Genomic DNA, 24,339 nt, shown 5'->3' on the forward strand with positions numbered 1-24,339 from the left:
TACTGGCAGAAAAGCCGGCAGCGGAGCCTGTGGTGTTGGGACTCGTTCACGCATTCTATTTGCTCGACCGAGACAGGGTAAATACAGGCCAAGGGATCGGGTGCATCCCGCTGTCTGCGATCTACCGGTACTGCGAAGTCAACGCCCAGTACATCGACGACCGCGACTTCTTTGAGGAGGTCATCCTAGAGGTCGATGCGGCGTACGTGGGCGAGGTGAACGCACGGATACAGCGGCAGCTAAAGCAGCAGCAAAGAGGAGCGGTCCGTGGCTGATCTTTCTACCCTTACTCTTCGGTTGGACGACGCCTCGTTCCGGACTGCCCTGAGCCGCGTCGTCGCCGATGTCGGCAAGCTCAAGACCGAAACCGAGAAGGCCGACGGGGCCGTTGACGACCTCGGTACGTCCGCGGGCTCGGCGTTCGGCGGCATGAAGACGGCCCTGGCCGGCCTCGTCGCCGGCATCGGGTTTGGCTCGTTGATCTCCAACGTCGTCGGCACGATCCGGTCGTTCGAGGACCTCCGGGGCCAGTTGAACACCCTCACGGGCTCGGCCGAGAAGGGTGCCGACGCCTTCAAGATGATCACTCAGTTCACGGCCTCCACGCCGTTTGAACTGGAAGACGTGACCAAGGCGTTTGCCCGGCTGAAGACGGTCGGCATCGACCCCACGGAATCGACGCTGAAGAACCTCGGCAACGTCGCCGCGTCGTTCGGCAAGGACTTCACCCAGTTCGCCGAGGCGGTGGCCGATGCGACCACGGGTGAGTTCGAACGCCTGAAGGAATTCGGCATCCTGATGGGCAAGCAGGGGAACGAGGTCACCGTCACCTTCGACGGCGTGACGCAGAAGATCTTCGCGTCGGCGACCTCGATCCGGTCGTACCTGGAGGGCCTGGGCAAGACGAAATTCGCCTCGGGCATCGAGAACCAAGCGGCCACGGTCAGCGGTGCGTTCTCCAACGTCGCCGATTCCTTCAAACTGCTGGCCTACGAGATCGGCGAGGCGGGATTCCGTCAGGCCCTGAACGACGTTGCCCGTGACCTCTCGAAGTTCCTTGGGGACAACAAGAACCTTGCCCGCGAGATCGGCTCGTCCCTGGCGTCGGCGACCCGCACGGCCGCGGACCTGTTCAAGATTTTCGCCAACAACATCGACCTCGTCGTGGTTGGCCTCAAGTCGCTGGTCGCGGCCGGGGTCGCGGCGGCCCTGGGCGGTATCGTCATCCAGGTCCGGAACCTGATCGCCGGTTTCACCACCCTGAACGCTCTGGTCAGCAAGAACCCGCTGGTCATGCTGGCCATGACAGCCGGTCTGGTCGCGGCCGGCTACCAGTTGATGGGCGACAACATCGACACCACGACCGAGGCGTTGAAGCGGTCGGAAGCCATCATGAAGAGCATGGGGGCTGCCAACATCCCCCTGGATGACCAGCTTGCCAACGCCCGGCAGCAGGCGGACCTGTTCCAGCAGGACATCATCAAGCTCCAGAACACGCTGAACGACCGGTCCTGGCTCGACAAGCTGAACCCCTTCGATTCCGACGGTGACACCGAACGGCGGCTCGCCGAGGTGACAGCGAACTACGAGGCGTGGAAGCAGGTCATCGCCCAGGTGACCGAACAGATTAAGCAGCAGAAGGCCGCCCAGGATCAGGCCAATCAGTCGTCGGACCAGGACAAGATCCTCCGCGAACAGAACGTCGCGGCGATGACTGAGTGGCTGACCAAGGCCAAGGAGACCCACGCGGCCCTGCTGCTGGAGTACGAGGCCACGGTCGAGGGGGTACAGGTCACCGACGCGTACCGGCAGGCCAAGGCCCTGGCCGCCCAGTCGGTCTACGGGGTGAACTCCGCCCTCGTCGAGGAAGCCACCGCCCTGGCCCTGAACAACAGCCAGATGCAGGCGGCCATCGACCAGCAGAAGAAGCTGAGCGAGGAGAAGAAGCAGGCCGAGCAGCGGGTCAAGGGCTTCAAGGAATCGCTCCAGGAACAGGTGGCGACGCTCCAGGCCGAGGTCGCGACCTTCGGCCAGAGCATGGTCGCCCAGGAGGCATACAAGCTTGCCCAGCAGGCCCAGAAGCTCGGAATCAGCGAGGTCACCGCGGAACTGCGGAACAAGATCACCGCCCTTCAGGAAGAGAAGATGGCGATGGAGACCAACAAGTCCATCGCGTCCTACATCGACAACCTGAAGACCGAAGCCAGCCTGCTCCGGATGGGCAACCAGGAGCGGGAGGTCGCCCGCAACCTCCGCGAGGCCGAGAACATTGCCAAGGCCGGCGGCCGGGCTCTGACCCAGGCGGAGATCGACGACATCCGTCGGGCGTCCGTGCTGAAACAGGAAGCCGCCATCGAGAACGAGCGTCGGGAGCAGCGGGCACAGGAACTGACCCGTCAGTCCTCCGAGGCCGAGCGGCAGCGGCAGCTTGAGATCGAGCGGTCGGTGGAACTCCAGATCCGAGCGGAGGAGCAGCTTCGCCAGTCGCTCCAGCGGGTTGGCGACACCATTGCGGACATGGTCGAGAAGGGCAAATTCAGCCTTCGGACCCTGATCGCCGAATTCATCCGGCTCATCGCCACCCAGGTCATTGCCCGGTCGGCCATCGCCGGTGGAAACGGCGGATTCCTCGGTGGTCTGGCGACCGGTGCGATCCGCGGCCTGCGGGCCGGCGGCGGCAACGTCATGGCCGGTTCCTCGTACGTGGTCGGCGAGCAGGGGCCGGAGATCTTCACCCCGATGTCGTCCGGTTTCATCACGCCGAACAACCGGTTGGTGTCGGCCGGCGGCGGGTCCATGTCGGCGACTTTCGCCCCAAGCATCACGGTCAACGCCGCTCCGGGCTCGAACGAGTACGCCACAGTGGAACTCCTGAAGTCCGCGATGGCCGGTCAGATGAACATTTTCCGTCGAATGCTGATCGACGAGCAGCGTTATGGAGGGGCTCTTGCCTAATCCCTACCCCAACATCCCGGCGACCCCGCGGAGCACTGTCTCCGCTGCCCCCAGGCTCAAATTCCTCGAATACGGCGACGGGTACCAGCAGGTCGCCCGCGACGGCATCAACGCTTTGGACCGGGAGATGACCCTGGTCCACGAGTACCTGGATTCCGTCGTCGCCGGCACGCTGCGAGCCTTCCTGACGGCTAATTACGGACAGGTGGTCACCTGTCCGACCGTCGGCGACAACATCACGAGGAACTGGCTCCTCCGGGAGTGGTCCGAGCAGTTTGACGGCAACACCAGCTTCCAGTTCCAGGTCAAACTGATCGAGACCCACTGATGGCCATTCGCATCTCCAGCGGCTTGGGGAACGCCCTCAATACCCCGGCGAACCTCAACCTCGCCCTCTCGGAGGGCACGTTCTCCGCGTGGTTCCGGCGGCATACCACGGGCAACGGTGGGTACCTCCTGTACCTGGGCAAGACCGCGGCGGTTGGCGAGTTCACGATCCAGAACGCGACCAACTCCTTCATCATCGACGGGTACAACGCCTCGAACACCCGGACGCTGCACCGCGAGGTGTCGGCGACCGGCGTAACCGTCGGGCTCGGGACCTGGGTACACGTCCTGATGTCCTGGAAGCTCTCGACGGGGGCATTCCACTGCTATCTGAACGATACGGCGTTCACCTCGTCCACGTCGCCCGTGACGGTAACCGGTGGGGCGATCAGCAACAGCCAGACGACCAACCGGCTGACGCTCGGCGGGTACGACGGCGGTTCCGCCAACAACATGGACCTGGATCAGGTCTTCCTGTCTCTGTCCTACACCGACCTGTCGGTGGTCGCGAACCGCCGGAAATTCGTTGGGGCCGGCGGTACTCGCGTTGACCTGGGCGTCAACGGCTCCCTCACCGGCGTGACCCCCTATGTCTATTATCACGGTGCCGGCTCGGAATTCCTGACCAACCGCGTCGCTGCCGCACGTCACCTGACCTCGACCAATGGCGTCTACACGGTCGCTCCGACGCCGGAGATGACCGGGTTCGACGCATCGCCGGACGGGCTGGTTTTTACCGATCAGACCAACGTCGCCCGCAGCACCCTGACGACCTCCGCCGCGGCCACCGTGACCGGCCTGAACGCGTTGGCCAAGCTCGCCGTGGACGCTGGCACGTCCGATCCGTCGTCGCAGATGGCGGTCAACGGCGGGACCTGGGGCACCGGCCCGGTCTGGATCTACAACGGCGATACCGTGCAGATCCGCCACACCTCGGCGGCCGGATACGGCACCACTGTCCAGACCAACGTCCTGGTCAACGACACCCTGGCCGACACCTTCACAACGACGACCGCAGCGGCCGACGACCAGCCCGACACCGTGACGATCATCGGTTCATCCAACGTCGCCCTCTCGACCCACGTGACCAAGACCGTCGGCCTGACCGGGTTCAACTCCCCGGCCTCGGTGGCGATCACCGGCGACGGCACCCCGGAAATGTCCATCGCTGGCGGCCCGTGGGTGACCTCTGGGACGGTCAACCCCGGTGGGAGCCTCACCCTGCGGATGCTGTCGGCGGGCTCGTACGAGACCACCCAGACGGCCACGCTGACCTATGGTCCGACCGGGTCCTCGACCTGGACGGTGACGACCGAGGCGGACCACTACCCGGCCGCCTTCACGATCCCGGCCAAGACCAACGTTGCCCGCGGGACCCTGACAGAATCGGACCCGGTGACCCCGACCGGGTACACCCGCTACGCCACGATCAGCGTGACCGGCTCCGGCAGCCCGCAGGTCAGTGTCGCCGGGCGGACCTGGGCCACCTCCGGCACGATCTACCCTGGCGAAAGCTTCCGGGTTCGCCTGACCTCGTCCGCATCGTTCAGCACGGCCAACGTCGCGACCGTCACCATTGACGGCACGTCGGCGACCTACTCGGTCACCACGCTGGCCCGCGACGCCACGCCCGACGCATTCACGATCCCGGCCAAGACCGGTCAGGCCCGCAGCACCGTCGTGGAATCGGCGTCGGTCACCCCGACCGGATTCAACGACGCAGTGGCGATCTCGGTTACCGGTGGCACCGTCTACGTCAACCGCGGCAGTTGGGTCACGTCCACGACGATCAACCCCGGTGAGTCTTTCAGGGTCCAGGTGACCACGTCGTCGTCGTTCTCCACCTCGACCTCGGCGACCGTCACGGTGGGCGGCGTCTCCGCGACCTTCACGGCCACGACGCTGGCCGAGGACTCGGTCTGCGATCCGTTCAGCTTCTCCGCCCCGACCGGCCAGCCGGTCAGCATCCTTGTGGAATCCATGCCGGTCACGATCACCGGCATCAACACCACCGTCAACGTCACGGTGAGCGGCGACGGCAACCCGCAGATCAGCATCGCGGGCGGCCCCTGGGTGACCTCCGGCACGGTCCAGAACGGCCAGACCCTGAAGGTCCGGCACACCACGTCCTGGCAGGCGGCGACGCAGGTCACGTCCACCGTCAGCGTCGGCAGCGTGTCGGCCAGCTTCACCTCGACCACCACGACGGTGCGGGACGAGACGCCGGACCCGTTTTCCTTCTCGTTCGTGAGAGGCACAACCGCCAACACGCTCGCGACCTCGAACACCGTCACGGTCACGGGCATCAACGTGCCGGTCATGGTCTTCGTGGCCGGCTCGGGTAGTCCCGAGGTCAGCATCGGCGGTGGGGCCTGGACCGCGAACGGCGGAATGATCTCGCCCGGCCAAACCCTGGCCGTGCGGCACAACGTCGGTAGCGACGGCGAATACCGGTTTTCCACCGTCATGGTCGGCAACGGAGCGGCGAATTTCGAAACCGTCGCCGGCAACATCCCCCTGACCCCGGTCACCCAGCGACTCCAGGAATTGTCCCAGGACCCCATCGTCACCCTGTTCGAAATCGACTTCACCGGGATGGCGACCTACAGTGCTGCCCTGGGCGGCCCCGCCATCCTGCGGATGACCGCTTACAAGAACGGGTCCCAGGAGATCCGGTTCGGCGGCAACACCTACAAGTATGTGTCGGTAGACCTGAGCGGCGTCTACGCTGAACTGGGCGGCCGGATGCCCGAGCCGCATTTCTCGATCTACTCGCCCGACGCCGACTTCCGGACCGCGTTCTCGCTGTACTCCAGCGACTTCCGGGCGGCCCGTGTGACCCGCATCCGGGTCCACCAGCGGTACCTCGACACCGGGGCGACGCCGTCCACGTCTGATTGCCTGCGGGACGAGTGGTACGTGGACCGGCTGGACAAGTTCAGCAAGGTCGAGGTGTCGTTCGTCCTAGCGGTCAGCCAGGGCGTGGACCGCATGGACTCGTCGGGGAACCGGTCGGTCAGCACCAACCTGTGCTCGCAGATTTACCGCGAGCCCGACCCTGCCACTGCCGGTCAGTTCAAATACAAACCCTACCCTGAGGGCGGGTGCCCGTGGGGGCAGGTTATGCCCTGGGGTGCCCTAAATACGACTGGCACGCCCTACTACGACGCGACCAACACGCAGGTCTCGGACTGGAAGCAGGACTACTGCCCGAAGACCTGGGGGGCCTGCATCAAGCGGTTTGACCCGCAGGCGACCGGCAACGTCCCGATTCCACACCAGTCCACCCCGCGTATCAAGTCCGCCCGGACCGGAGACTGCATCTGATGGCCGACCTGAACGAAATCCTCGCCGACATCAACCGGGCAGCGGCCTCTGAGAGTCCCGAGAGTGTGATCGCCCAGCGGGTCGGCATCTTCGGGTCGTCCGGGCTGCTGACCCAGCGGTACACCACCACGTCCAACATCGCCGAGTATTTCTACGACGGCCCCGAATTCGGGGCCTCCATCGAAGCCGGCACCGTGCCGTTGATCTACGGTAAGAAAATGCTGGTTGCGGGCCAGACCGTGGACGGTGGCGACATCCGGTCCAACGTCGATCCGAGCCGCATCCAGAAGGTTTTCAAGATCCGCCTGGGCGAAGGTCCCGTCGGCGGCATCATCGGCGACACGCCGGAAGACCAGTTGAAGAACACCTTCATCAACTGCAACCCGGTCGTGAACGACGACGGGACCCCGAACATTAGCGACATCGCCCTGGCGTCGGTTGCCGGTGCGGCGATTCCGTACATCTTCAACGAGATCGCCGAAGCGATCATCGGCGACAAGGACCCAGTCACCGGCCTGCCGATCAATTCCGTCCTGAAAGACCCGAACCCCACCGGCATGAAGCTGGTGGACCTCAAGGACGTGGTGTCGTCGGGCAACTGCAAGGACATGGTCCTGATCAGCGACGGCGAGTGCAAATGGGTTGCCAAGCACTTCAATCAGGCCCTCCTCGACAGCGGCATGACCGCGGACGGCGGTGCGGCCCTGGAAAACGTCGGAGGCGGCAAGCGGGTCTACAAGGTCACCGAGAACGGCGTGGCCAAGCTCCGCACGCTGGTCGCCGGCACGGGCGTGACCATCACGGAGAACGCCGATACCATCGTGATCAGTGCGGAGCCCAACGCCCCGTCGCCGTACCCGGAACAGTGCTCCGTCGGTGTCTGCACTGATCCCGGCAAAGTGTTCGGTAACCAGGGCGACACCTACCAGTACCGCTGGATCGACGGCGTCGGCCGGACTGCCGGTTATACCGGCACTTACACCAACATGTCGTTCGAGACGACCCAGTACAAGACCGTGCCGAGCCCGCGGGGCAACGCCCTCATGGCCGACCGCAAGGTCCTGGGCGACCGCTGCTCCGGCTACACCTACGGAGACTGTCCCGCCCTCCCGATCACCATCGAACAGATGAACCCAATCTCGGGAAAATACGAGCAGATCAGCGGCGACTGTGACCCCTGTTCGCCGCCTGCGGCGACTCCAAAGAGCCGCACCGTGGTCAGCACCGACGGCGGGGTCAACGTCCCGTTCGCTGCACCGGCGACGGCGGTAAATACCCAGTACGCATACAACGAGGTCCACAACGTCGGGAACACGATGTACGCCCGTGGAACTGCAAACTCTTGGTACCGCTCGACCGACAGCGGGGCGTCTTGGCAGGCCAGTCCTCACGCGTTCACGGGGAATAACTACAACGTTGCAGCGATTGCGAGTGCTTGATGCCCACCACGATTTACGCCCGCACTGACGGGACCATGTTCCGTTCTACCGACAGCTTGAACTGGTCTCAGATCGCCTCTCCGACGACCAATGTCAGCCACCTGTTCAACGACGGAACCAAATGGTGGGTGTCCGATCATAAATTCTCGTCTGTGTTCGATGGGGCAAATCGAGGTCGGATGTGGTATTCGACGAACGCCGGGGGTTCGTGGACGCAGTTGCCCATCCATGAGGCATACCCGCTAATGTCCGCTCATCTGCGATATGCATCAAACGGCACGGGAGCGGTGGCGTTTGTTGCCCAGGATGGCAAGCTGTACTACTCGAACGACAGCGGCACCACATGGCAGACGCCCGTCACCCTGCCTTTCGACGTGCTGTCGGTGCTCCGATTCTACCACATGAACGGCACCTGGGTGATCACCACGGACGGCTGGCAGGGGTACTACGACAACAGCCACGCCGGTTACCCCATTGGCCAGCGGAAGACCGACACCGGAACGTCGGTGCCGGCCAAGGTTTGGTACTCGACCGACTTGATCTCGTGGGCAAGCAACTCTGGCCCAACGACGCTGGACGCTATCCGCGACATCGCCTGGAACGGCACCTATTGGATAATTTCGGCCCACACTGGCGGCAACGTCCACAGGCTATACAAATCAACCTCGCTCGCGGGGACATTTGAACTCTGCACCTACGGCAGCGGCACCGCGTACAACGGAGGCACTGGCATCTGGTGGGACAGCACCAACAGCCGCCTGCTCGCGGTTGGCGGCAGCATCGGTGTGCAATCCATCGCCGGGGCCGCCATGACGAACGCCCCGACCACGCTCGGTAACACCAGCGGCCTCAACTGGTCGGACATCAAGGGGAAAGTGCTGACGGGTAAATCCGGAAGCGGGTCCACCGTTGGGCTGTGGAAGCTGGATGCGGCGGACAACGTGACGATCCACGATCTGAACGCGGGGACCTACGACTACCAAGGCACGGTCCGGGGCATTCAATTGTTTCCCCAGAAGGACGGTTCGATCACGTTCGAATGCAACTATGACCCGAGCAACAACAACACAGGCGTCGCCCGGACGTACCGTGTCCTGGCCGACGGCACCGTGTCTGTGCTGACCGCGAGTCACCAGCAGTGGACGGCAGGGCTCGACTGCGAAAGCCAGTCCGTGGTCAATCCAGGAGGTGCGATCTGGATTAGTGCCAACTTCGACAAACGGTACCGCAGCACCAACTCCACCAGCACGTGGGAGGCCCAGTGGAATGGGTGGAACTACTTCGCGTATTTCTGCTACCACAACGGATACTACTATGTGATGTCCTGGAGCCAGAGCGACGGCAGCACGCTGACGGTGCCCAAAATCTACCGGTTCAGCGACCTCAACGTGCTGAAACAGCCGACTGAATACTGGGTCCGCACGCCGTACTGCGACCCACCTCCAGAATCCTACTACGCCACCCTGCCACCAACCGGGCGGATGGTGTCGCGGAGCGGTACACTGGTGATGCAGGCGTCCGGGTGGAACCCGCTGCCGCAACACTACCTGAACGGCAGTCTGGTGTGGACCGCAGTGCCAGCGGCTCCGGCCGGTGTCGGCAACAATTACGCAATCAGCGAAGCGGCGGACCGAACGGTCGGCATCGACGTGACCAACAACCGGTACTACTACCGCGACGGGATCGGGGCTTGGAGTGCCGCCCAGATGGTTCCCATCGGTGCGGGCGGGCTGAATTATTACGCCAAAGGCATCGCGTTCGACGGCACTCGCTTCATCATCATGGCGTGACCTCATGACTCTGCATATTCCCGATCCCAAACCCTGTCCGAACATTGCGGTCACCGGCAGCCCGACCAAGCTCTACACGCCCGGTCAGACGACGACGCTCCCGCAGGTGGACATCAACGCCGCCAAGGACCCGCTGGAGGTCACCTATGCGGTGACCACCGGCGAGGGCAACCTGACCGCGACCGCGTCCAGCGGGGCGACGGTCACCGGCAGCGGCACCAAAACCCTGAAGGTGACCGGGCCGCAAGCCGGGGTGAACCCGACGCTCCATTCCGTCGCGTACGTCAGCCCGGCGAACGAGGCGACCGGCAGCGTCGAGATCAGCGTCCGGGTCAAGGACGGCGACAATCAGGTCGGCAGCATGTGCAATGCCGCCAACGGGATCACGCTGATCAGTTCGACCGCGTCGAAGACGCCGAACAAGCCCAAGGCTACCGTCTGCATCAAGGGCAGCGGCGGTTCGATCCGGCTGTTCCTGAACGGCAACGCCCTGCACCCGGACCCGGTGCAGTACGCGGGTTCGATTCTGGCGACGTTGCAGTCGCTGGCGTCGTCGATCAACGGCAACACCTCCGCGACTCCGCCGATCACGGCCTCGGTGAACTCGTCGGCCCTGACCATGGTGCTGACGGTCGGCGTGGCCACGAGCGGCTTCAACGGCATGTCGGTCACGGCTCAGACAACGGGCTCGATGGCCCTGGACAGCAACTGCGGCAACAAATTCGAAGGCGGCACGGACGGCGGCCCGACCTCGCTGTCCGAATGGTTCGACGACTTCCTGGAGAAAGACCTCCAGAACCTGCTGGGGCAGGCCGCGGGCACGTTCGCGACCGGGCTGCTGTTCAGCCACATCCTGCCCAACGAGTCTGATGTTCAGATCAAGTTGCCGTCGGAACTCTTCGAAACCGAGAGTGAGATCCGCATCAGCTTCTTGGTCGAGGGCATGGTCCTCAAGGTCCCGAACACTTACGACGCGAACACCCACAGCTACGGCGGCGGTTGGGACGGCGTGACGTTCAAGGACGCCGTGACCGACGACCCCTGCTGGATTTTCCGCGACTACCTGACGAACAAGCGGTACGGCTGCGGCAATGACCTTCCCCTGACTCCGGCCCAGCAGCGGACGCTGGATCAGGACCTGTACCGGATCAGCCAGTACGGCAACCAAGCAGTGGATTCCGGCCGGCGGGAAAACGGGGCCGTGGTCATGGAACCCCGGTACACCTGCAACACCGTCCTGACTGGCGGTATGAGCAAAATCGAGATTCTCCAGGCTATTGCCAGCGTGTTCAACGGCCAGATGGTCGTCGGTGGGTTCGGCGTGCGGGTCTTCGCGGACATGCCGACCAGCACCAAGCTCCTGGTGAACCAGACCAACGTGCACAAGGACGGGTTCAGCTACTCGGGCGGTTCGATCCGCAACCTGTACAACGTCGCCATGGTGAAATGGAACAACCCGGCGAAGTTCTACGCCCTGGACTTTACCCGATCTGAGGACCGGCCGTCGGTCCTACGGTATGGCGAGAAGATCATCGAGGAGGTGGCGTTCGGCTGCACCTCGGCCGGGCAGGCCGTGAGAAAGGGTAATTGGCTGCTGGCGACCGAGAAGGCCAACCCGCTGCTGGTCACGTATCGGGCCGGTCTGGACCACTCCCAGGTCATCCCTGGCGACGTGGTCATGATCGAGGACAGCGACATCACCCTGTCGCCGCGGTCCGGCCGCGTGACCAGCACGGTCACCACCCACGTGACGTTCGATGCCCCGATCACGATCCCGGCCAGCGGGACCTGGAGCATCCACGTCATGATACCGGACGGCACCATCGCGACCCGGCAGATCGCGTCCTGGCGGGACTCCGCGGGAGCTACTGTCGGCAGCGGCGTGGCTTACGGCTGCAATCTCGCCTCGGCTCTGCCGGCCGTGCCGGTCAACCGGGCAGTCTACAACATCACCGGCACGGCCGCGACGGGTCCGTTTGCCCCGCGGTTGTTCCGAGTGCTGAAGGTAACGGAGCACCGGGAGTTCGGCTACGACGTGGTGGCCCAAGCTTACGACCCGAACAAGTACGCCGCCATCGAGCAGAACGTGCTGGTGTCCGCATAAAAGGAGAGCCATGAGCCGGCCAAAACCGACCATCTTGCACGAATACACGGACCGATCTTACCGCTCGGAGCAAGTACTAGAGGCCGAAGGGGTGTTTGCCGTCGTCCTCGACGGCAAACCCGTCGGAATCCGCACCGTCAACGTCCTGCTGGACTACCCCGGTCCCAAGTACAAGCGGTCGGTGTTCGTCAACAGTGGCCACGCCTTCAACCTCGCCGAGCGGTTGAACAAGATCTTCCGCACGGACGCCTTCAAGGTCATGAAGATGACGTTCGGCGACATCGTGACGGAAGAGGAACTCGCCACCCTGCGTGAATACGGTCAGGTAAATCTGGCAGAACGGCATTCATAAATACCTCCGATTCATTTCGGAGGTGACCGATGGCCGCCGGGCAGTACGACATCTACATCGAACAGGGGGCCACATTCACCCGTGAGATCGAGTGGCTCCAGTCCGACAACACGACTCCTGTTGACCTGACCGGCTACACCGCCCGGATGCAGGTCAGGAAGACGGCGAAGTCGCCCATCGTGGTTGCCGACCTCTCCACCGGAAACGGCCGTATCAGCCTGACCCCCGCTCTGGGGAAGATCAAGCTGATGCTGACCGCGACTGAAACCGCGTCCCTCAAAGACGGCGAGTACGTCTACGATCTCGAACTCCAGTCCGGGACTGGCGTCGTGGAGCGGCTGCTTCAGGGGACCTTTACGATCAACGCCGAGGTCACCCGATGAGCAACACCGTCAAGATCGCCGCCCCCGACAAGGTGACCGTCGTCTCCGTGGGCACCCAGGGGCCGGCCGGTGGTGGTGCCGGCGGGGCCATCACGACCATGACCGACGTGCCGGATGGCTATGGTTCGGCCGGCCAGATCCTGGTCAGCAACGGCGTGGACGGCTACGTCCTGGGCGGCTACACGGATCTCGCCGGGCGGCCGACGCTGGCCCCGGTGGCGATTTCAGGGGCCTACGGTGACCTGACCGGTCTGCCGGTCCTGGCGGCCGTGGCGACCACCGGAGCGTATGGCGACCTGACGGGCCTGCCGACGCTCTCCGCAGTCGCGACCTCGGGCAGCTACAACGATCTCCTGGACCGCCCGGTCCACGTTACCAGCGTCACGGCCGGTCCCGGCCTGACCGGCGGCACGATCACCTCGACCGGCACAATCTCGCTGGCGACCACCGGCGTCGAAGCCGGCAGCTACACCAACGCCAACATCACCATCGACCAGTACGGCCGCGTCATTGCCGCGTCGAACGGCACGGGCGGCGGCGGTTCGGGCAGTGTCACCGAAATCAACACCGGGGCCGGGCTGACGGGCGGTCCGATCACCTCGACCGGCACGATCTCGCTGGCCACGTCTGGCGTCACGGCCGGCAGCTACACGGCCGCCAACCTGACGGTGGACCAGTACGGCCGGCTGACCGCGGTGTCTTCGACCGCCCTGGCCGCTGTGGCGACTTCCGGGGCCTACAGTGACCTCTCGGGTCGTCCGGCTCTCTCTCTGGTCGCGACCTCCGGAGCCTACTCAGACCTCGTCGGGCGGCCGTCCCTGGCCGCTGTGGCGACCTCCGGGGCTTACGCTGACCTGACCGGCCGCCCGACGCTCGGAACGGCCGCGGCCATGGACAGCACGGCGTTCGCGACGGCCGGCCAGGGTGCCAAAGCCGATACGGCGGTGCAGCCGGCGTCGCTGGCGGCGGTGGCCACCTCCGGCCTGTACGGTGACCTGTCCGGCCGGCCGGTGTTGGCAACGGTCGCCACGAGCGGGTCCTACACCGACCTGACCTCGCGGCCGACGCTCGGTACCGCAGCGGCCCAGGACAGTACCGCGTTCGCGACCGCCGCCCAGGGTACCAAAGCCGATTCCGCCCTCCAGAACCTCGTCGAGGACCTGACGCCGCAGCTTGGCGGCGACCTGGACGTGAACGGCAAGAAAGTCGTTGGTGCGTCCGGTGTGATGATCGACGCTCCCGTGATCGCCGTCGAGAACGCCGGGCTGCCTCTGACCATCCAGAAGGGCGACGCCGGGCGTCTCACGATCCTCGGCCTGGAGGGGCTGGCCCTTGAGCCCAACGGGTTCAATGTGCAGGTCGGCGGCGTGCTGACCGGGACACCGGGCAACAATCTGTCGATCCAGGGCGACTCCGCGGCGGTCCTGATCGGCGGAGGCGGCACCAGCATCGTCGAGGTCCTGGGCGACTTGTACCTGTCGTCCGGCTCGGCTGTGACCGTGGACGGCATCAACGCCGACCTGACCCTGCGGCCGACCGGCACCGGCGTCGTGGTGGTTGATGGTTCGGCCGAGGTCCGCGGCAAGGTCGCCGTGGTGGCCGGCTCGGTGACCGCCGAGAAGATCCCGATGTCGGGTTCCACCACGTCTTCGACGCCGGTCAACCTGACCGGTACCACCATCACGCTCGGGGCCAGCACCGCGAAGAGCGTCGAGGTCGTCGTCAAGGGCGTTCGCACCGATTCGTTCGGCGAACTGGCCAAGTACCGCCTGTCGGCGGTGGTCAAGAACACCGCCGGCACCCTGTCCCTCGGCCCGGTGATGAAAACGATCATCCAAGAAGATGACGCCGCCTGGGACGCTGACATCGGCGTCAGCGGCAGCAACGTCGTGATCACCGTGACCGGAGCCTCGGGCAAGACCGTCGAGTGGTCGGCCGTGGTTGACGCGTTCTAAGGAGTAGCCCCATGGCCCTTGTCATCGACAACGCGAATACGAAGCTGAGCAAGACTGGGCTCGCCGACATCACCGTCGGCGATAACCTGACGTTCGCCGACAATTTCGTCAAGAAACCCCGGTTGCAGTCCTACGCGGTGGCGACCGACACCCCAACGATCATTGCCGGGACGGTCTCGCTGAACCTGGACAACGCCAACGCGTTCCAGGTCTCTCTGACCGCCAACGTGACCTCGATCTCGCTCCAGAACGTGCCAGCGTCCGGCCGGCTGGTCGAAATCGCCGTCCAGTTCACCCAGGACGCGACCGGCGGCCGTACCGTGGCGTGGCCGACGAGTTTCAAGTGGCAGGGCGGCATGGCTCCGACCGTGTCCAGTACGGCCAACGCCCGCGACATCCTGTTCGCCCTAACGGTGGACGGCGGGGCCACCTGGAACTGCTCGCTCGCGAAGGATTTCCGCTGATGCTGCTTGGGCGTGGGTTCCCCTACATGGGCGGAGCGTCCATGGCCGCTCCGATGACCTGGGCGACGTACGATGGATCGAAAGATGGCCAGCGTACGCAACTCTGGACTAACGACGCGGCGTGGGACGGCGAATCGTTCGCCCGTTCGACCTCGATGGGTGATGGGGTGTTCCTGTTCGTCCACTTCCGGTACGCCAGCGGGACCAGCCCCGGCACGGCCGGCATCTACGCGTTCGCGATCCGGGTCAACGAGGACAAAACGATCAGCGTCGGTTCCCCGACCGTGATCACCACATCCGGCTATCTGACGTGGGCCGCGTCGCTGTCGGTGCTGAAGGTCGAAGCTGGCAAAGCGGTGGTGTTCCACAACGGGGCTGCGTCACCGTACCCGATCTACGCGACGACCGTGACCGTCGCCAGCGACCTGACTGTGGCAGTCACCAACGGGCCGACCAACATCTCGTCCGTGCTGTCGGGCACCCGCATGGATCACTCCCACGCCATCATGCTCGATGCTTCCCGCATCCTGCTGGTGGGCCGCTCGGATTCCACGTCGTACCGTGTGCGGGCCTATGCCCTGACCTGGAACTCGGCCGCGGGGAAAGTGGACACGATTCCATCGACGACCTACACGGCCGCACACCTCACCATGGAAAACGGTAGCCGGCTGTTCAAAATGTCCGGCACCCAGGCCATCCTGGTGGGCACCAAAACCGGCACACCGTTCGGTCTGGCGGCGGCGGTGTTGACGTACAACGGCACCAGCCTCAGCACCACGAGCGTGTCCACCTTTGGGCAAACCAACGGCACCTGGGGCGACAACTTCGTTTCCAACGACACGACCATCACGCCGGGTGCCGGCGTCTACGGCGTGGGCGAATCCACCACCGGTATGCGGGCGTTTCCGATCAAAAACAACGGCGGCAGTCCGCTGATCGGAACGTCCACGATGCTGACGGGGTCTTCGACCGATTACCGGTTCAATCCGCTGTGGATGACCTCGACCCAGGTGATCGCCATCTGCTCCGACGCCAAGGTGGCAGGCGACAAGGTCTACGTCCACGTGCTCGACTACAATCCGGCGACCAACACCCTGGCCCAGGTCAACGGCCCGGTTCAGATTGAGCCATCCATCGGATCGTTCGGCCTGGAGAGTCACCGGATCGACGCCAACCGCGTCCTCGCCGTCTACACGTCGGACGACGGCGTCACGTCCGCGAAGGTCCTGAGCATTGTTTAGCTGGAGATAATGCGGACAACCATCTTTCACGGTTGTGCATTGGGGTTTATGGGGCAGCCGCGGCGAGTAAATACCCCCGGTGTCGTACCGGGCCTCGTTGCCCGTCGGGCAAGTGGAGGTAGGGATGGACAATACTGGTATGGCGGCCCAATCCAACCGCGAGTTGTACCTGATGCTCGGCCGCATGGAGAGCCAGATCAACTCGTTGATGCAGTTGCTCGAATCCCTCCGGGAGGAGGTCGTCACGAAAGCCGAGCACGCCCGGCTGGTTGACCGCGTGACCACCCTGGAACGGGTTCGCGAGGAATTCGAAGAGGAAATGCGAGACGCCAAGAAGGCGGTCATCAAGTGGGTGGCCGGCGTCCTGTCCGCCCTGGTTCTAGCCGCTGGCACGTGGGCGTGGTCGCACGTGGACATTGGCTGGAGCATCGCGAATCCGCCAGCCATCATCGAGCAGCGGAAGGGCTGAAAGTATCAACCCTTCCGTCCGGGCACGCCCGTTACATCAGCAAACGCCGTCAGGTCAGAACCTTCGTCCGACGTGCCGGACTGGCCCCAGGCAGGCCATCAGAGGGGCGAGGTCCCTTTCTACCGCCGAATGGTCTGAAAGGCGGAATGTCACGCCGACGGCGGAATACGGCGAGATCAATCAAGCTGTAGCCGAACTGGGAGGCGATGGCTTCTCCCGCCTTCTTGGTGGCGAATCCGAAACCCACCCCCCTGGAAGTAAACCGAAGCCCCCACCTGACCCGGCGGCTCAAGCAGGCGGAAATTATCTCTTCAATGTGCTTCTTGTCGGATTCTGACCGCCAAAACAGAAGAGTCGTTTTGCCGTCGTCGAGACAACTGCACTGCCACTGAGGACAGTCGGATTCGAGGTCAAGGTCGATGAAAAACGGCCACACCCTTCCTGTCAAACCACGAAGTCGCCATGACGGAACCGTCGTGGGTTCAACCGCGAAGGTCTTGCAGGGATAGCAATTTTTGTAGTTTCTCACGTACACAAACTCCTCCAGGTTCCGCCATCGTTGCGACGGCAGATTCTCAGCCTTCTTGAAGGCCAAGACCCCGAGGAGTGGGGTCGAACGTTTTCAGCCTACCCGAGGCCGTCCTGAATGTAAACCGGCTGCCCCCACTCCTGGCCTGCCCAGACCCAACCGCGGAATCCCAGGATGTCAGGCTGGGTCGAAAGAAACGGCCCGCACATGTGGAGGTCGCCGCCGTCGATCCGGCCGAATTCCAGCCACGCCAGGAAGTTGTCACCGGCCAGCCGCCACATCGGCTTCAGGCCGTGCAGGCGGGCGTTGCCGAGGTCGTCCACAACCACCTCGATTCCGCCGGGTACGCACGCCTGGACGGCCGCCAGGGCATGTTCGATCCGGCCGACCCGGACCCAAACCAGCCCGGTATAGAAGCCGGCCGGCAGGGCGTGCAGCCATTTCCCGAACGGCGGCCTGATCCGGACCCAGAACCCGTTCCTGCATCGCGTGCCGCCCAGGTCGGCCAGATCCCGGAAGCAGGTCGCCCAGCCAACGACCTCTCGGTGCACCAGGGCGTACCGTGAGGTGATCGGGATGTCGTGAATCCACCGGGCCATGGCCAGCAACTCGCGGCACCGGCAGGCCGGCGTCGCTGCCTGCAACGCGGCGATCCGCTCCCGTTTCTCGATGTTGAGTCGCCGCCGGATCACGCCCTTGCGGGCTCTGACCTGCCGGGCCGTGAGATCGCCGTGTTGGTAGCCTTCGTAGATTTCCATCCAGGCGTCGATCAGCCACGTCATTGTCGCCGCCGGAGGGCATGGAGGAGGTCTTCGAGTAGGTAGGACGCCCTCACGGCGTCACCGCCTGCCTCGTTTTCTGTGATGTAGGCCGTCAGGGCCTCCACCGCGGCTGTGGTCGCGTCGCCGCCCTCGAAGCAGTGGTGCAACTTCCCGCTGGTCGTCACCGCGTACAGGGCCAGCATGTGCTTGGTCGGTCGGGTGGGCGGTTCAACCAAGTACCACTTGATCGCTTCGAGCAACAGGTTGAGCCGGCCTGGGTCGTCTTCAGCCGCCCGCATTGGTGACTCCACGGGCTATATGGTCGCGGAGAATATTCCGGAGATCGCTCGCGGCCTTGCACTCCGCGGCGTTCTGGTTCTCGCTCTCGCGAAGGTCGGTGAGGTATTTGGTCAAAACGTCGCAGGCGACCAACGCCGATTTGGCGTCGGCGAAGCAGTCGGTCGCCGACCACTCGTCGCCGAGCCGCATCGTGATGTTGTAGTCGTCCAATACGTCGCGGTATTCGCGGTATTTCCGCTCCAGTCGGGCCTTTTTCCATTCCAAAACAGATCGAGCCGCCCTCGCCATCACCTGAGCGTAGGCGGGCGGGGGAGCGGGCGGCTGGGGTGAGGGTGGCTGGGGGCGGGCTCTCACAGCAGTTTCCCCACGAAGGCATCGGCGATGGCGTCCCCGAGGCCGCTGGGGAACTCGGACCCGGCCGCCGCTTGGTTCAGATGGATCGAGTGGGCGATCAGTTTCTCGCCCCGTACGTGCATCGGCATCAGGGTGACGATCACGCTCGGGACGATCTCCAGTACATCGTCCAATTTGCTGAAGATGACGCTGACGTTGCCGTTGGCCCCGAGCGTGATTCCGTAGCCCCTGTTGACGACGCGGAACAACACGTCGCCGAATTCCGGAAGGAACATGACGCCTGTGGCCGTGCCGTCCGGGTGTTTTATTTGGGCATGATCCAACGCCCAGTCGGCAGCCTGCTGGAATGCCGCCGTCTGCCGATTCGTGATCTGGTCGCTGGGGTCGAGCAGGAATAGTCTTCTGGTCCGCATGGCCGCCTCCTCGTTGTGCAACAAGGCTTCGCCAAAGCCGATCAGGCTTCAAACACTCATTGAGCTATACACGGGAAAGCACGACGCATACCACCATACTACATTTGGCGATATTAATGTATGCATACGTGCATTTTAGATTGTGGTTACTTGGGGTTCCACTCTGGAGTTGTCGATCAGTACTTGAGGTCGCCACAGAGTCAGGACTGGCATGCTGACGAAGAGTTGGTGGACGGAATTCTGCGAATTCTGGGTAGGTCGGCACGCGGTGGTGTCTCGGGCGGTCGGTGGACCGTTCTAAATGAGACCCAGGACCCCGTGCTGCCCTAGCTTAATCAGTGTCGCCAGCCTCCAGCAGCTTCCGCCGGTGGTCGTACTCAGCCCGCCGGACGCGGGAGGTTAACGGCTGGCCGTAGTGGTTCTGGATCATCTTCATGCTGGTCCCGGCCCAGTCGGCGATGATGTGGGGGTTCAAAGTCGTGGTTTCGATTTCTTCCGTGATGGCCGAGTGCCGGAGGGACCCAAGTGAATACAGGTTTCCCTGGGCGTCCTTTTCCACGCCGGCTTTCTTCAGCAGGCTCTCGAACCCGACATAGAAAGTCGTGATGGCCGTGCGGTTACGGTTGAGCCAGAGGGATTCATGGGGTTCCGGCCGGAAACCGTAGTGCTTCTCGTAAAAGCCCGGCAGCGTCTCGGCGATCCGGAGGACCTCGGGGATGAACCGAAAAATCGGCTCGACCACCCGCTCGTGCCCGGCGAATTTGATCGGCGGCACGTGCAGCATTAGCGTCCGCTCGCCGTTGTCCAGCACGGTGGGCCGCAACGATCCGAACGTCAGGCTGTAGCCCTCGGAGACCCGCAGACCGTACGCCCTGACGATGGTGCAGAACCACCAAAGGATCTGGCGGGAGCGTCGGGAATCCCCGAACAACTTCGGCGGGTCTAGCCAGCCGTCATGGACGAACTTGTCCAACCGGTCCCACTGTTCGCGGGTGAACGCCGGGCGTTTCTTCGGCGGGCTGACCCGCGTGTTCTGGATGGAATACCGGGGGATCTGACTTTTTTTGATCCAGCCCTGGGCCACGCAGAAATTGAACAGGCTGTTGAACTGTGACTGGTCGCGGGCCTTGGTCGCCAACGTAGGGGGCTTACGTTCTTCGGGCCGGATTTTTCGAATCAGCCGGGTATCCCCCCGGTAGTAGGGGATCTCATGCACCTCCTTGCCCGGCCCCTCGAACCAGTATGTCGTCCGCCAGTGCTGCCATCGCGTCAGGTGATCCTCCGTCACCTCGTCCACGGTCAGCTTGAAGAAGGGCTCATAAGGGATCACGAAGCGGTTGAGGAATACGCGGTGGTGCTTGTGGCGGTCCTGGGAGATACGGCCATTCAGGAGGTCCCGGTTCAGGCTGATCATGAACCGCTCGGCGGCGACCTGCACCGTCGGGATCTTCACCGTGTTGAGGGCCTTGCCCCGGCCGACCTGCTCCCGCAGGCGGAAGTAAAGCCGCTCGGCGAAGCTCATGACCTCGGGGCCGGGATGGCCCCTCGTGGCGATCCGGTCGCGGAGTTCGGCGAACTCCCACTCCTTCGTCAGAGCTTCGAAGTGCCGGTCCGAGTAGCTGAACTGGTCGGCCAGCCGGCCTTCAACACGTGGCTGATCCGGGAGAGAAATTCTGTAATAGGTCTTGGCCCGTCCTCGTGCCGAGTCAGGCCAGAACAAGTAAATCTGGTAAACCGGGTGCTTCCAGGACACGGCGTGCTTCGGCATTCCGCTAACCCCTTGATCCGACAGGGAGGGGCGGCAGGGTGGGCTTTCCCCCTTTCCCCACGTTTTCCCCAAGCTTCGGCCTGAGGGTAGGGGGAAGGGCCGATGGCCGTCAACGCCTTGATATCTCTACTGGTTCTCTTCTGGGGTCGCCGGGGGATGGGGAAAGTGAAGCCAAGTAAATCCTTGATCTGCTTAACTTTCCCCAGAGACTAACGTTCCTCGATCATCGCCTCGTCGATGCCGGTCTTGGCGACCCGCTCGGCGATGGTGGCGGACTGGGGGGTGGGAACGGCGGTCTGGTCCAAAGCGGTCGGGTCCTGAAAAACATGAGGCGAACAAGACCCGGCACTATACCCGTCCCGGCGGCACACCGCCACCCGTGCGGGGCTGTAAATTCCCTCTCCCCTCTGGGGAGAGGGCTAGGGTGAGGGGGTTGCGCTTGTGCCGGACGTGGCGCCACGCGCATCCCCCTCACCGGCCCTTCGGGCCACCCTCTCCCCGGAGGGGAGAGGGTTATGAACGTCAGCGCTTTCTTCACCCCTACCGGACGATGACCACCACCAACCGCTTCGGCCCGTGGACGCCGTAGGCCAGTGTCTGCTCGATGTCCGCCGTCTTCGACGGGCCGGAGATCAGCAAGGCGTTGGTCGGCATGCCGTCGGCCCAGCGGTTCTCGGTCATCGCCTGCCAGAAGGTGTCGTACAGCGCGTCGGCGCGCAGCAGCGCCAAGTGCATGTGCGGCACCAGCGACATCAGCCGCGGCTCCTCAGGCGTCGGCCAGACGATCAGGCTGCCGGTGTCGGCGATGGCCCCCAGCGTCGTGGTGATGCCGGCGTCGATGCCGTCGAACAGCCGCTCCTTGAAGGTCTCGACCCGGTCGGCGTAGGGGATCAGCTCCGGACCGCCCGCCATCCCGGACGCCGCCCATTCGGATGAGAGGCGCCCCCCGGCCTCGGTCGCCGGGCCGAACAGCAGGTTGCGGGTGCCCTGCGCCGTGAGGAAGGCCTGGACGTCGGCGGGCCAGTCGGCCTCGGTCGTCTCCAGGAATTCCGTGTGGACGGCCTCCATCATGCGCTTGATGCGCTCCAGCCGTTCCGCGCCGTCCCAGCGCTTGTTGCGCAGGACGGCGAAATCGGACTCCGGCGGGGTCAGCGGGTGGGCGTCGCGCCCGGCGCGCAGCTTGCCCAGGATCGCGTTTCTGGACTCAGACATCGGGAATCCCCTTTTCGCGGGCGAGGGCGTGGAGCGTGCGGTTGGCGAAGCGCGGCTTGGCCCGCACGTTCGTCCACTCCTTCAGCAGCGGCAGGCTGGCGGGCGCGGCGTTGCCCAGCTTCGCCAGCAGCGCCGTCGCGAACTGGTAGGCGAGCGGCGAGGCGTAGGTCATCGACCAGCCCTTCCACACCATCGCCTCCGCCTTGCTGGCGTGCGATCCGGCGCCCCGCACCGCGTCGCCGGGATGAACGGCCTCCGACCGCAGGCGGCCCATGATCTCGACGATGGGGATCTTGACCGGACAGATCTCGACGCAGGCGTTGCACATGGTGCAGGCGTGCGGCAGCTCGCCCCGCTTCTCCAGCCCTTCCACCTGCGGCATCAGGATCGAGCCGATCGGGCCGGGGTAGGGCGCCTGATAGGCATGGCCGCCGACCTTGGTGTAGACGGGGCAATGGTTCATGCAGGCGCCGCAGCGGATGCAGCGCAGCGTGTTGCGCAGCTCCTCGTCGGCATAGATGCCCGACCGCCCGTTGTCGAGGATCACCAGATGGATCTCGTTCGGGCCGTCCTTTTCGCCCTCCTTGCGGGGGCTGGAGATCATGTTGACGTAGGTGGTGATCGGTTGGGCGGTGGCGGAGCGGGTCAGCAGGCTGATGACCGGCGGCACGTCCTCCAGCTTCTCGACGACCTTTTCCAGGCCCATGACGGCGATATGGACGGGCGGCACCGTGGTGCTCATGCGCCCGTTGCCCTCGTTCTCCACCAGACAGAGCGTGCCCGTCTCCGCCACCGCCATGTTGACGCCGGAGATGCCGACGTCGGCGGTCGCGAACTTCTTGCGCAGGACGCGGCGGGCGAGGTCCGTCAGCTGGGCCACGTCCTCGGTGTATTCCGCTTCCTTGATCTTCTGCTTGAAAAGATGGGCGATCTGCTTGGTGTTCATGTGGATCGCCGGCATGATGATATGCGAGGGCATCGCTTCATCAAGCTGGACGATGTATTCGCCAAGGTCGCTTTCCAGGCTCTCGATGCCGTGCTTTTCCAGGAAGGCGTTGAGGTGCATCTCCTCCGACACCATCGACTTGCCCTTGACCACCAGCTTCGCGTTCACGCGCTGCATGATGGAGAGGACGATGGCGTTGGCCTCGTCGGTGGTGGACGCCCAATGGACCTGGATGCCGTTCTTCGTGCAGTTGGCTTCCAGCTTTTCCAGCAGTTCCGGCAGCTTGGACAGGGCGCGCAGGCGGACCGAGGCGCCGAGCGTCCGCACCCCGTTCCATTCCGCGGTGTCGGCGAACTGCACGGCGCGCTTGGACATCAGCCCGTCCATGGCCCGGCGGAAGTTGCCGCGGAGCTGCTGGTCCTGGAGCGCGGCGCTGGAGGCCTTCGCGAAGTTGATGCTCGTCTCACCCATGGGTGCGCTCCTTCAGGAACTGGGCGATGTGGACTCCGCGGACCGGCTTCTTGCCGCCCTCCAGCGCGCCGGAGATGTTCATCAGGCAGCCGCAGTCGCCGGACACCACGGCCTTCGCCCCGGTGTTCTCGATGTCCGCCACCTTGTCGCCGACCATGGCAGCCGAAATCTCCGGATGGCGCACGGCGAAGGTGCCGCCGAAGCCGCAGCATTCCTTCTCCCGCTGCAACTCGACCAGCTCGACATTGGCGAGCTGGCGCAGCAGGGCCTTCGGCTCGTCGGTCACGCCCATTTCGCGCTGGGCGTGGCAGGAGGCGTGCCACGTGATCTTCACCGGTGGCCCCTGGTCCTCGAATTTAACCTTGAGGACCTGGACGAGGAACTGGGTCAGCTCCCACACGCGCGACGCCACCTGACGGGCGCGGGCCTCGTCCGGCTCGCCCTTGAACAGGTCGGGCCAGTGCTTGCTCATCATGCCGGCGCAGGAGCCCGACGGCACGACGATGGGCCAGTCACCGGGGAAATAGTCCAACTGCGCGCGGGCGACCTTCAGCGCCTCCTCCCGGTAGCCGGAGTTGTAGGCGGGCTGGCCGCAGCAGCTCTGCCCCTGCGGGAAGACGACGCGGACGCCCTGCGCCTTCAGCAGCTCCATGCCGGCCATGCCGGCTTCCGGGTAGAACAGGTCGACCAGACAGGTGCCGAAGAAATAGACGCTTTCGGGCCGCTCGATGTCGGGGCGGTTTGTGGTGCCGTCGTGGCTCATGATTTTCCTCCCTCCC

The 24,339-nt window shown here is 64.2% G+C and carries 21 protein-coding genes; 13 read left to right on the forward strand and 8 right to left on the reverse strand.

Annotation, left to right across the window (positions count from 1 at the left end):
- Positions 1–2: 2 nt before the first annotated feature.
- The 13 genes from Sp245p_RS35515 to Sp245p_RS28590 all read left to right on the forward strand — a co-directional run bounded on the left by Sp245p_RS35515 (position 3) and on the right by Sp245p_RS28590 (position 16,806).
- Positions 3–275, forward strand: coding sequence for a phage tail assembly chaperone (locus tag Sp245p_RS35515; RefSeq protein WP_464882550.1), 273 nt, complete (start codon positions 3–5; stop codon positions 273–275).
- Positions 268–2,955 carry a tape measure protein gene (locus Sp245p_RS28535; RefSeq protein WP_129557250.1) on the forward strand — a complete coding sequence of 896 codons (2,688 nt, stop codon included), beginning with the start codon at positions 268–270 and terminating at the stop codon, positions 2,953–2,955. The genes Sp245p_RS35515 and Sp245p_RS28535 overlap by 8 nt, the downstream gene beginning before the upstream one ends.
- Entirely contained in the window at positions 2,948–3,283 is a 336-nt protein-coding gene (locus Sp245p_RS28540; RefSeq protein ID WP_158310429.1) for a phage tail protein, read from the forward strand. Before Sp245p_RS28535 ends, Sp245p_RS28540 begins: the two co-directional genes overlap by 8 nt.
- Positions 3,283–6,609: a hypothetical protein gene (locus tag Sp245p_RS28545; protein ID WP_014242343.1), complete on the forward strand. Its 3,327-nt coding sequence runs from the start codon at positions 3,283–3,285 to the stop codon at positions 6,607–6,609. The genes Sp245p_RS28540 and Sp245p_RS28545 overlap by 1 nt, the downstream gene beginning before the upstream one ends.
- Positions 6,609–8,048: a hypothetical protein gene (locus Sp245p_RS28550; protein WP_014242344.1), complete on the forward strand. Its 1,440-nt coding sequence runs from the start codon at positions 6,609–6,611 to the stop codon at positions 8,046–8,048. The genes Sp245p_RS28545 and Sp245p_RS28550 overlap by 1 nt, the downstream gene beginning before the upstream one ends.
- A complete protein-coding gene (locus tag Sp245p_RS28555; RefSeq protein ID WP_041813211.1) occupies positions 8,048–9,838 on the forward strand; it encodes a WD40/YVTN/BNR-like repeat-containing protein in 1,791 nt (596 codons plus the stop codon). Before Sp245p_RS28550 ends, Sp245p_RS28555 begins: the two co-directional genes overlap by 1 nt.
- Before the next feature lie 4 nt (positions 9,839–9,842).
- On the forward strand, positions 9,843–11,942 hold the full coding sequence (locus Sp245p_RS28560) for a phage tail protein (RefSeq protein ID WP_109139124.1): 2,100 nt from the start codon (positions 9,843–9,845) through the stop codon (positions 11,940–11,942).
- Between the two features lie 10 nt (positions 11,943–11,952).
- Positions 11,953–12,294, forward strand: a complete 342-nt coding sequence (locus Sp245p_RS28565) for a hypothetical protein (protein ID WP_129557251.1) — start codon at positions 11,953–11,955, stop codon at positions 12,292–12,294.
- Positions 12,295–12,323: 29 nt separating this feature from the next.
- Complete coding sequence (locus Sp245p_RS28570; protein ID WP_014242348.1) at positions 12,324–12,677, forward strand: hypothetical protein; 354 nt, start codon at positions 12,324–12,326, stop codon at positions 12,675–12,677.
- On the forward strand, positions 12,674–14,632 hold the full coding sequence (locus Sp245p_RS28575; RefSeq protein WP_014242349.1) for a hypothetical protein: 1,959 nt from the start codon (positions 12,674–12,676) through the stop codon (positions 14,630–14,632). Before Sp245p_RS28570 ends, Sp245p_RS28575 begins: the two co-directional genes overlap by 4 nt.
- 11 nt (positions 14,633–14,643) lie before the next feature.
- The gene (locus Sp245p_RS28580; RefSeq protein WP_014242350.1) at positions 14,644–15,096 is read left to right on the forward strand and encodes a hypothetical protein; all 453 of its coding nucleotides are present in this window, start codon (positions 14,644–14,646) and stop codon (positions 15,094–15,096) included.
- Between the two features lie 41 nt (positions 15,097–15,137).
- The gene (locus Sp245p_RS28585) at positions 15,138–16,337 is read left to right on the forward strand and encodes a hypothetical protein (protein WP_129557252.1); all 1,200 of its coding nucleotides are present in this window, start codon (positions 15,138–15,140) and stop codon (positions 16,335–16,337) included.
- A 124-nt stretch (positions 16,338–16,461) separates the two neighbouring features.
- Positions 16,462–16,806, forward strand: coding sequence for a hypothetical protein (locus tag Sp245p_RS28590; RefSeq protein ID WP_014242352.1), 345 nt, complete (start codon positions 16,462–16,464; stop codon positions 16,804–16,806).
- 627 nt (positions 16,807–17,433) lie between these two features.
- On the opposite strand, the gene Sp245p_RS28595 is transcribed toward Sp245p_RS28590, so the two are convergent.
- The 8 genes from Sp245p_RS28595 to Sp245p_RS28630 form a co-directional block, all read right to left on the reverse strand.
- Entirely contained in the window at positions 17,434–18,117 is a 684-nt protein-coding gene (locus Sp245p_RS28595; RefSeq protein WP_014242353.1) for a hypothetical protein, read from the reverse strand.
- Entirely contained in the window at positions 18,114–18,395 is a 282-nt protein-coding gene (locus Sp245p_RS28600; RefSeq protein ID WP_014242354.1) for a hypothetical protein, read from the reverse strand. Before Sp245p_RS28600 ends, Sp245p_RS28595 begins: the two co-directional genes overlap by 4 nt.
- Positions 18,382–18,660, reverse strand: a complete 279-nt coding sequence (locus tag Sp245p_RS28605; RefSeq protein ID WP_041813221.1) for a hypothetical protein — start codon at positions 18,658–18,660, stop codon at positions 18,382–18,384. Before Sp245p_RS28605 ends, Sp245p_RS28600 begins: the two co-directional genes overlap by 14 nt.
- An 86-nt stretch (positions 18,661–18,746) precedes the next feature.
- The gene (locus Sp245p_RS28610) at positions 18,747–19,163 is read right to left on the reverse strand and encodes a hypothetical protein (protein ID WP_014242356.1); all 417 of its coding nucleotides are present in this window, start codon (positions 19,161–19,163) and stop codon (positions 18,747–18,749) included.
- Between the two features lie 331 nt (positions 19,164–19,494).
- Positions 19,495–20,931: a hypothetical protein gene (locus Sp245p_RS28615; protein WP_014242358.1), complete on the reverse strand. Its 1,437-nt coding sequence runs from the start codon at positions 20,929–20,931 to the stop codon at positions 19,495–19,497.
- Positions 20,932–21,471: 540 nt separating this feature from the next.
- Entirely contained in the window at positions 21,472–22,143 is a 672-nt protein-coding gene (locus tag Sp245p_RS28620) for a LutC/YkgG family protein (RefSeq protein ID WP_014242360.1), read from the reverse strand.
- Positions 22,136–23,560, reverse strand: a complete 1,425-nt coding sequence (locus Sp245p_RS28625; RefSeq protein ID WP_014242361.1) for a LutB/LldF family L-lactate oxidation iron-sulfur protein — start codon at positions 23,558–23,560, stop codon at positions 22,136–22,138. The genes Sp245p_RS28620 and Sp245p_RS28625 overlap by 8 nt, the downstream gene beginning before the upstream one ends.
- Positions 23,553–24,323 (reverse strand): (Fe-S)-binding protein, encoded by a 771-nt coding sequence (locus tag Sp245p_RS28630; protein ID WP_014242362.1) that lies wholly within the window; start codon positions 24,321–24,323, stop codon positions 23,553–23,555. The genes Sp245p_RS28625 and Sp245p_RS28630 overlap by 8 nt, the downstream gene beginning before the upstream one ends.
- Between the last annotated feature and the right edge of the window lie 16 nt (positions 24,324–24,339).

It is taken from the genome of Azospirillum baldaniorum (assembly GCF_003119195.2).
In the GTDB taxonomy this organism is placed as follows: Bacteria; Pseudomonadota; Alphaproteobacteria; order Azospirillales; family Azospirillaceae; genus Azospirillum; species Azospirillum baldaniorum.

Bases quoted from the DNA above. Each gene is read 5' to 3' on its own strand.
- Sp245p_RS28545 (WP_014242343.1), top strand. From the start codon at position 3,283: ATGGCCATTCGCATCTCCAGCGGCTTGGGGAACGCCCTCAATACCCCG.
- Sp245p_RS28550 (WP_014242344.1), top strand. From the start codon at position 6,609: ATGGCCGACCTGAACGAAATCCTCGCCGACATCAACCGGGCAGCGGCC.
- Sp245p_RS28555 (WP_041813211.1), top strand. From the start codon at position 8,048: ATGCCCACCACGATTTACGCCCGCACTGACGGGACCATGTTCCGTTCT.
- Sp245p_RS28560 (WP_109139124.1), top strand. From the start codon at position 9,843: ATGACTCTGCATATTCCCGATCCCAAACCCTGTCCGAACATTGCGGTC.
- Sp245p_RS28565 (WP_129557251.1), top strand. From the start codon at position 11,953: ATGAGCCGGCCAAAACCGACCATCTTGCACGAATACACGGACCGATCT.
- Sp245p_RS28570 (WP_014242348.1), top strand. From the start codon at position 12,324: ATGGCCGCCGGGCAGTACGACATCTACATCGAACAGGGGGCCACATTC.
- Sp245p_RS28575 (WP_014242349.1), top strand. From the start codon at position 12,674: ATGAGCAACACCGTCAAGATCGCCGCCCCCGACAAGGTGACCGTCGTC.
- Sp245p_RS28580 (WP_014242350.1), top strand. From the start codon at position 14,644: ATGGCCCTTGTCATCGACAACGCGAATACGAAGCTGAGCAAGACTGGG.
- Sp245p_RS28585 (WP_129557252.1), top strand. From the start codon at position 15,138: ATGGCCGCTCCGATGACCTGGGCGACGTACGATGGATCGAAAGATGGC.
- Sp245p_RS28590 (WP_014242352.1), top strand. From the start codon at position 16,462: ATGGACAATACTGGTATGGCGGCCCAATCCAACCGCGAGTTGTACCTG.
- Sp245p_RS28595 (WP_014242353.1), bottom strand. From the start codon at position 18,117: ATGACGTGGCTGATCGACGCCTGGATGGAAATCTACGAAGGCTACCAA.
- Sp245p_RS28600 (WP_014242354.1), bottom strand. From the start codon at position 18,395: ATGCGGGCGGCTGAAGACGACCCAGGCCGGCTCAACCTGTTGCTCGAA.
- Sp245p_RS28610 (WP_014242356.1), bottom strand. From the start codon at position 19,163: ATGCGGACCAGAAGACTATTCCTGCTCGACCCCAGCGACCAGATCACG.
- Sp245p_RS28615 (WP_014242358.1), bottom strand. From the start codon at position 20,931: ATGCCGAAGCACGCCGTGTCCTGGAAGCACCCGGTTTACCAGATTTAC.
- Sp245p_RS28620 (WP_014242360.1), bottom strand. From the start codon at position 22,143: ATGTCTGAGTCCAGAAACGCGATCCTGGGCAAGCTGCGCGCCGGGCGC.
- Sp245p_RS28625 (WP_014242361.1), bottom strand. From the start codon at position 23,560: ATGGGTGAGACGAGCATCAACTTCGCGAAGGCCTCCAGCGCCGCGCTC.
- Sp245p_RS28630 (WP_014242362.1), bottom strand. From the start codon at position 24,323: ATGAGCCACGACGGCACCACAAACCGCCCCGACATCGAGCGGCCCGAA.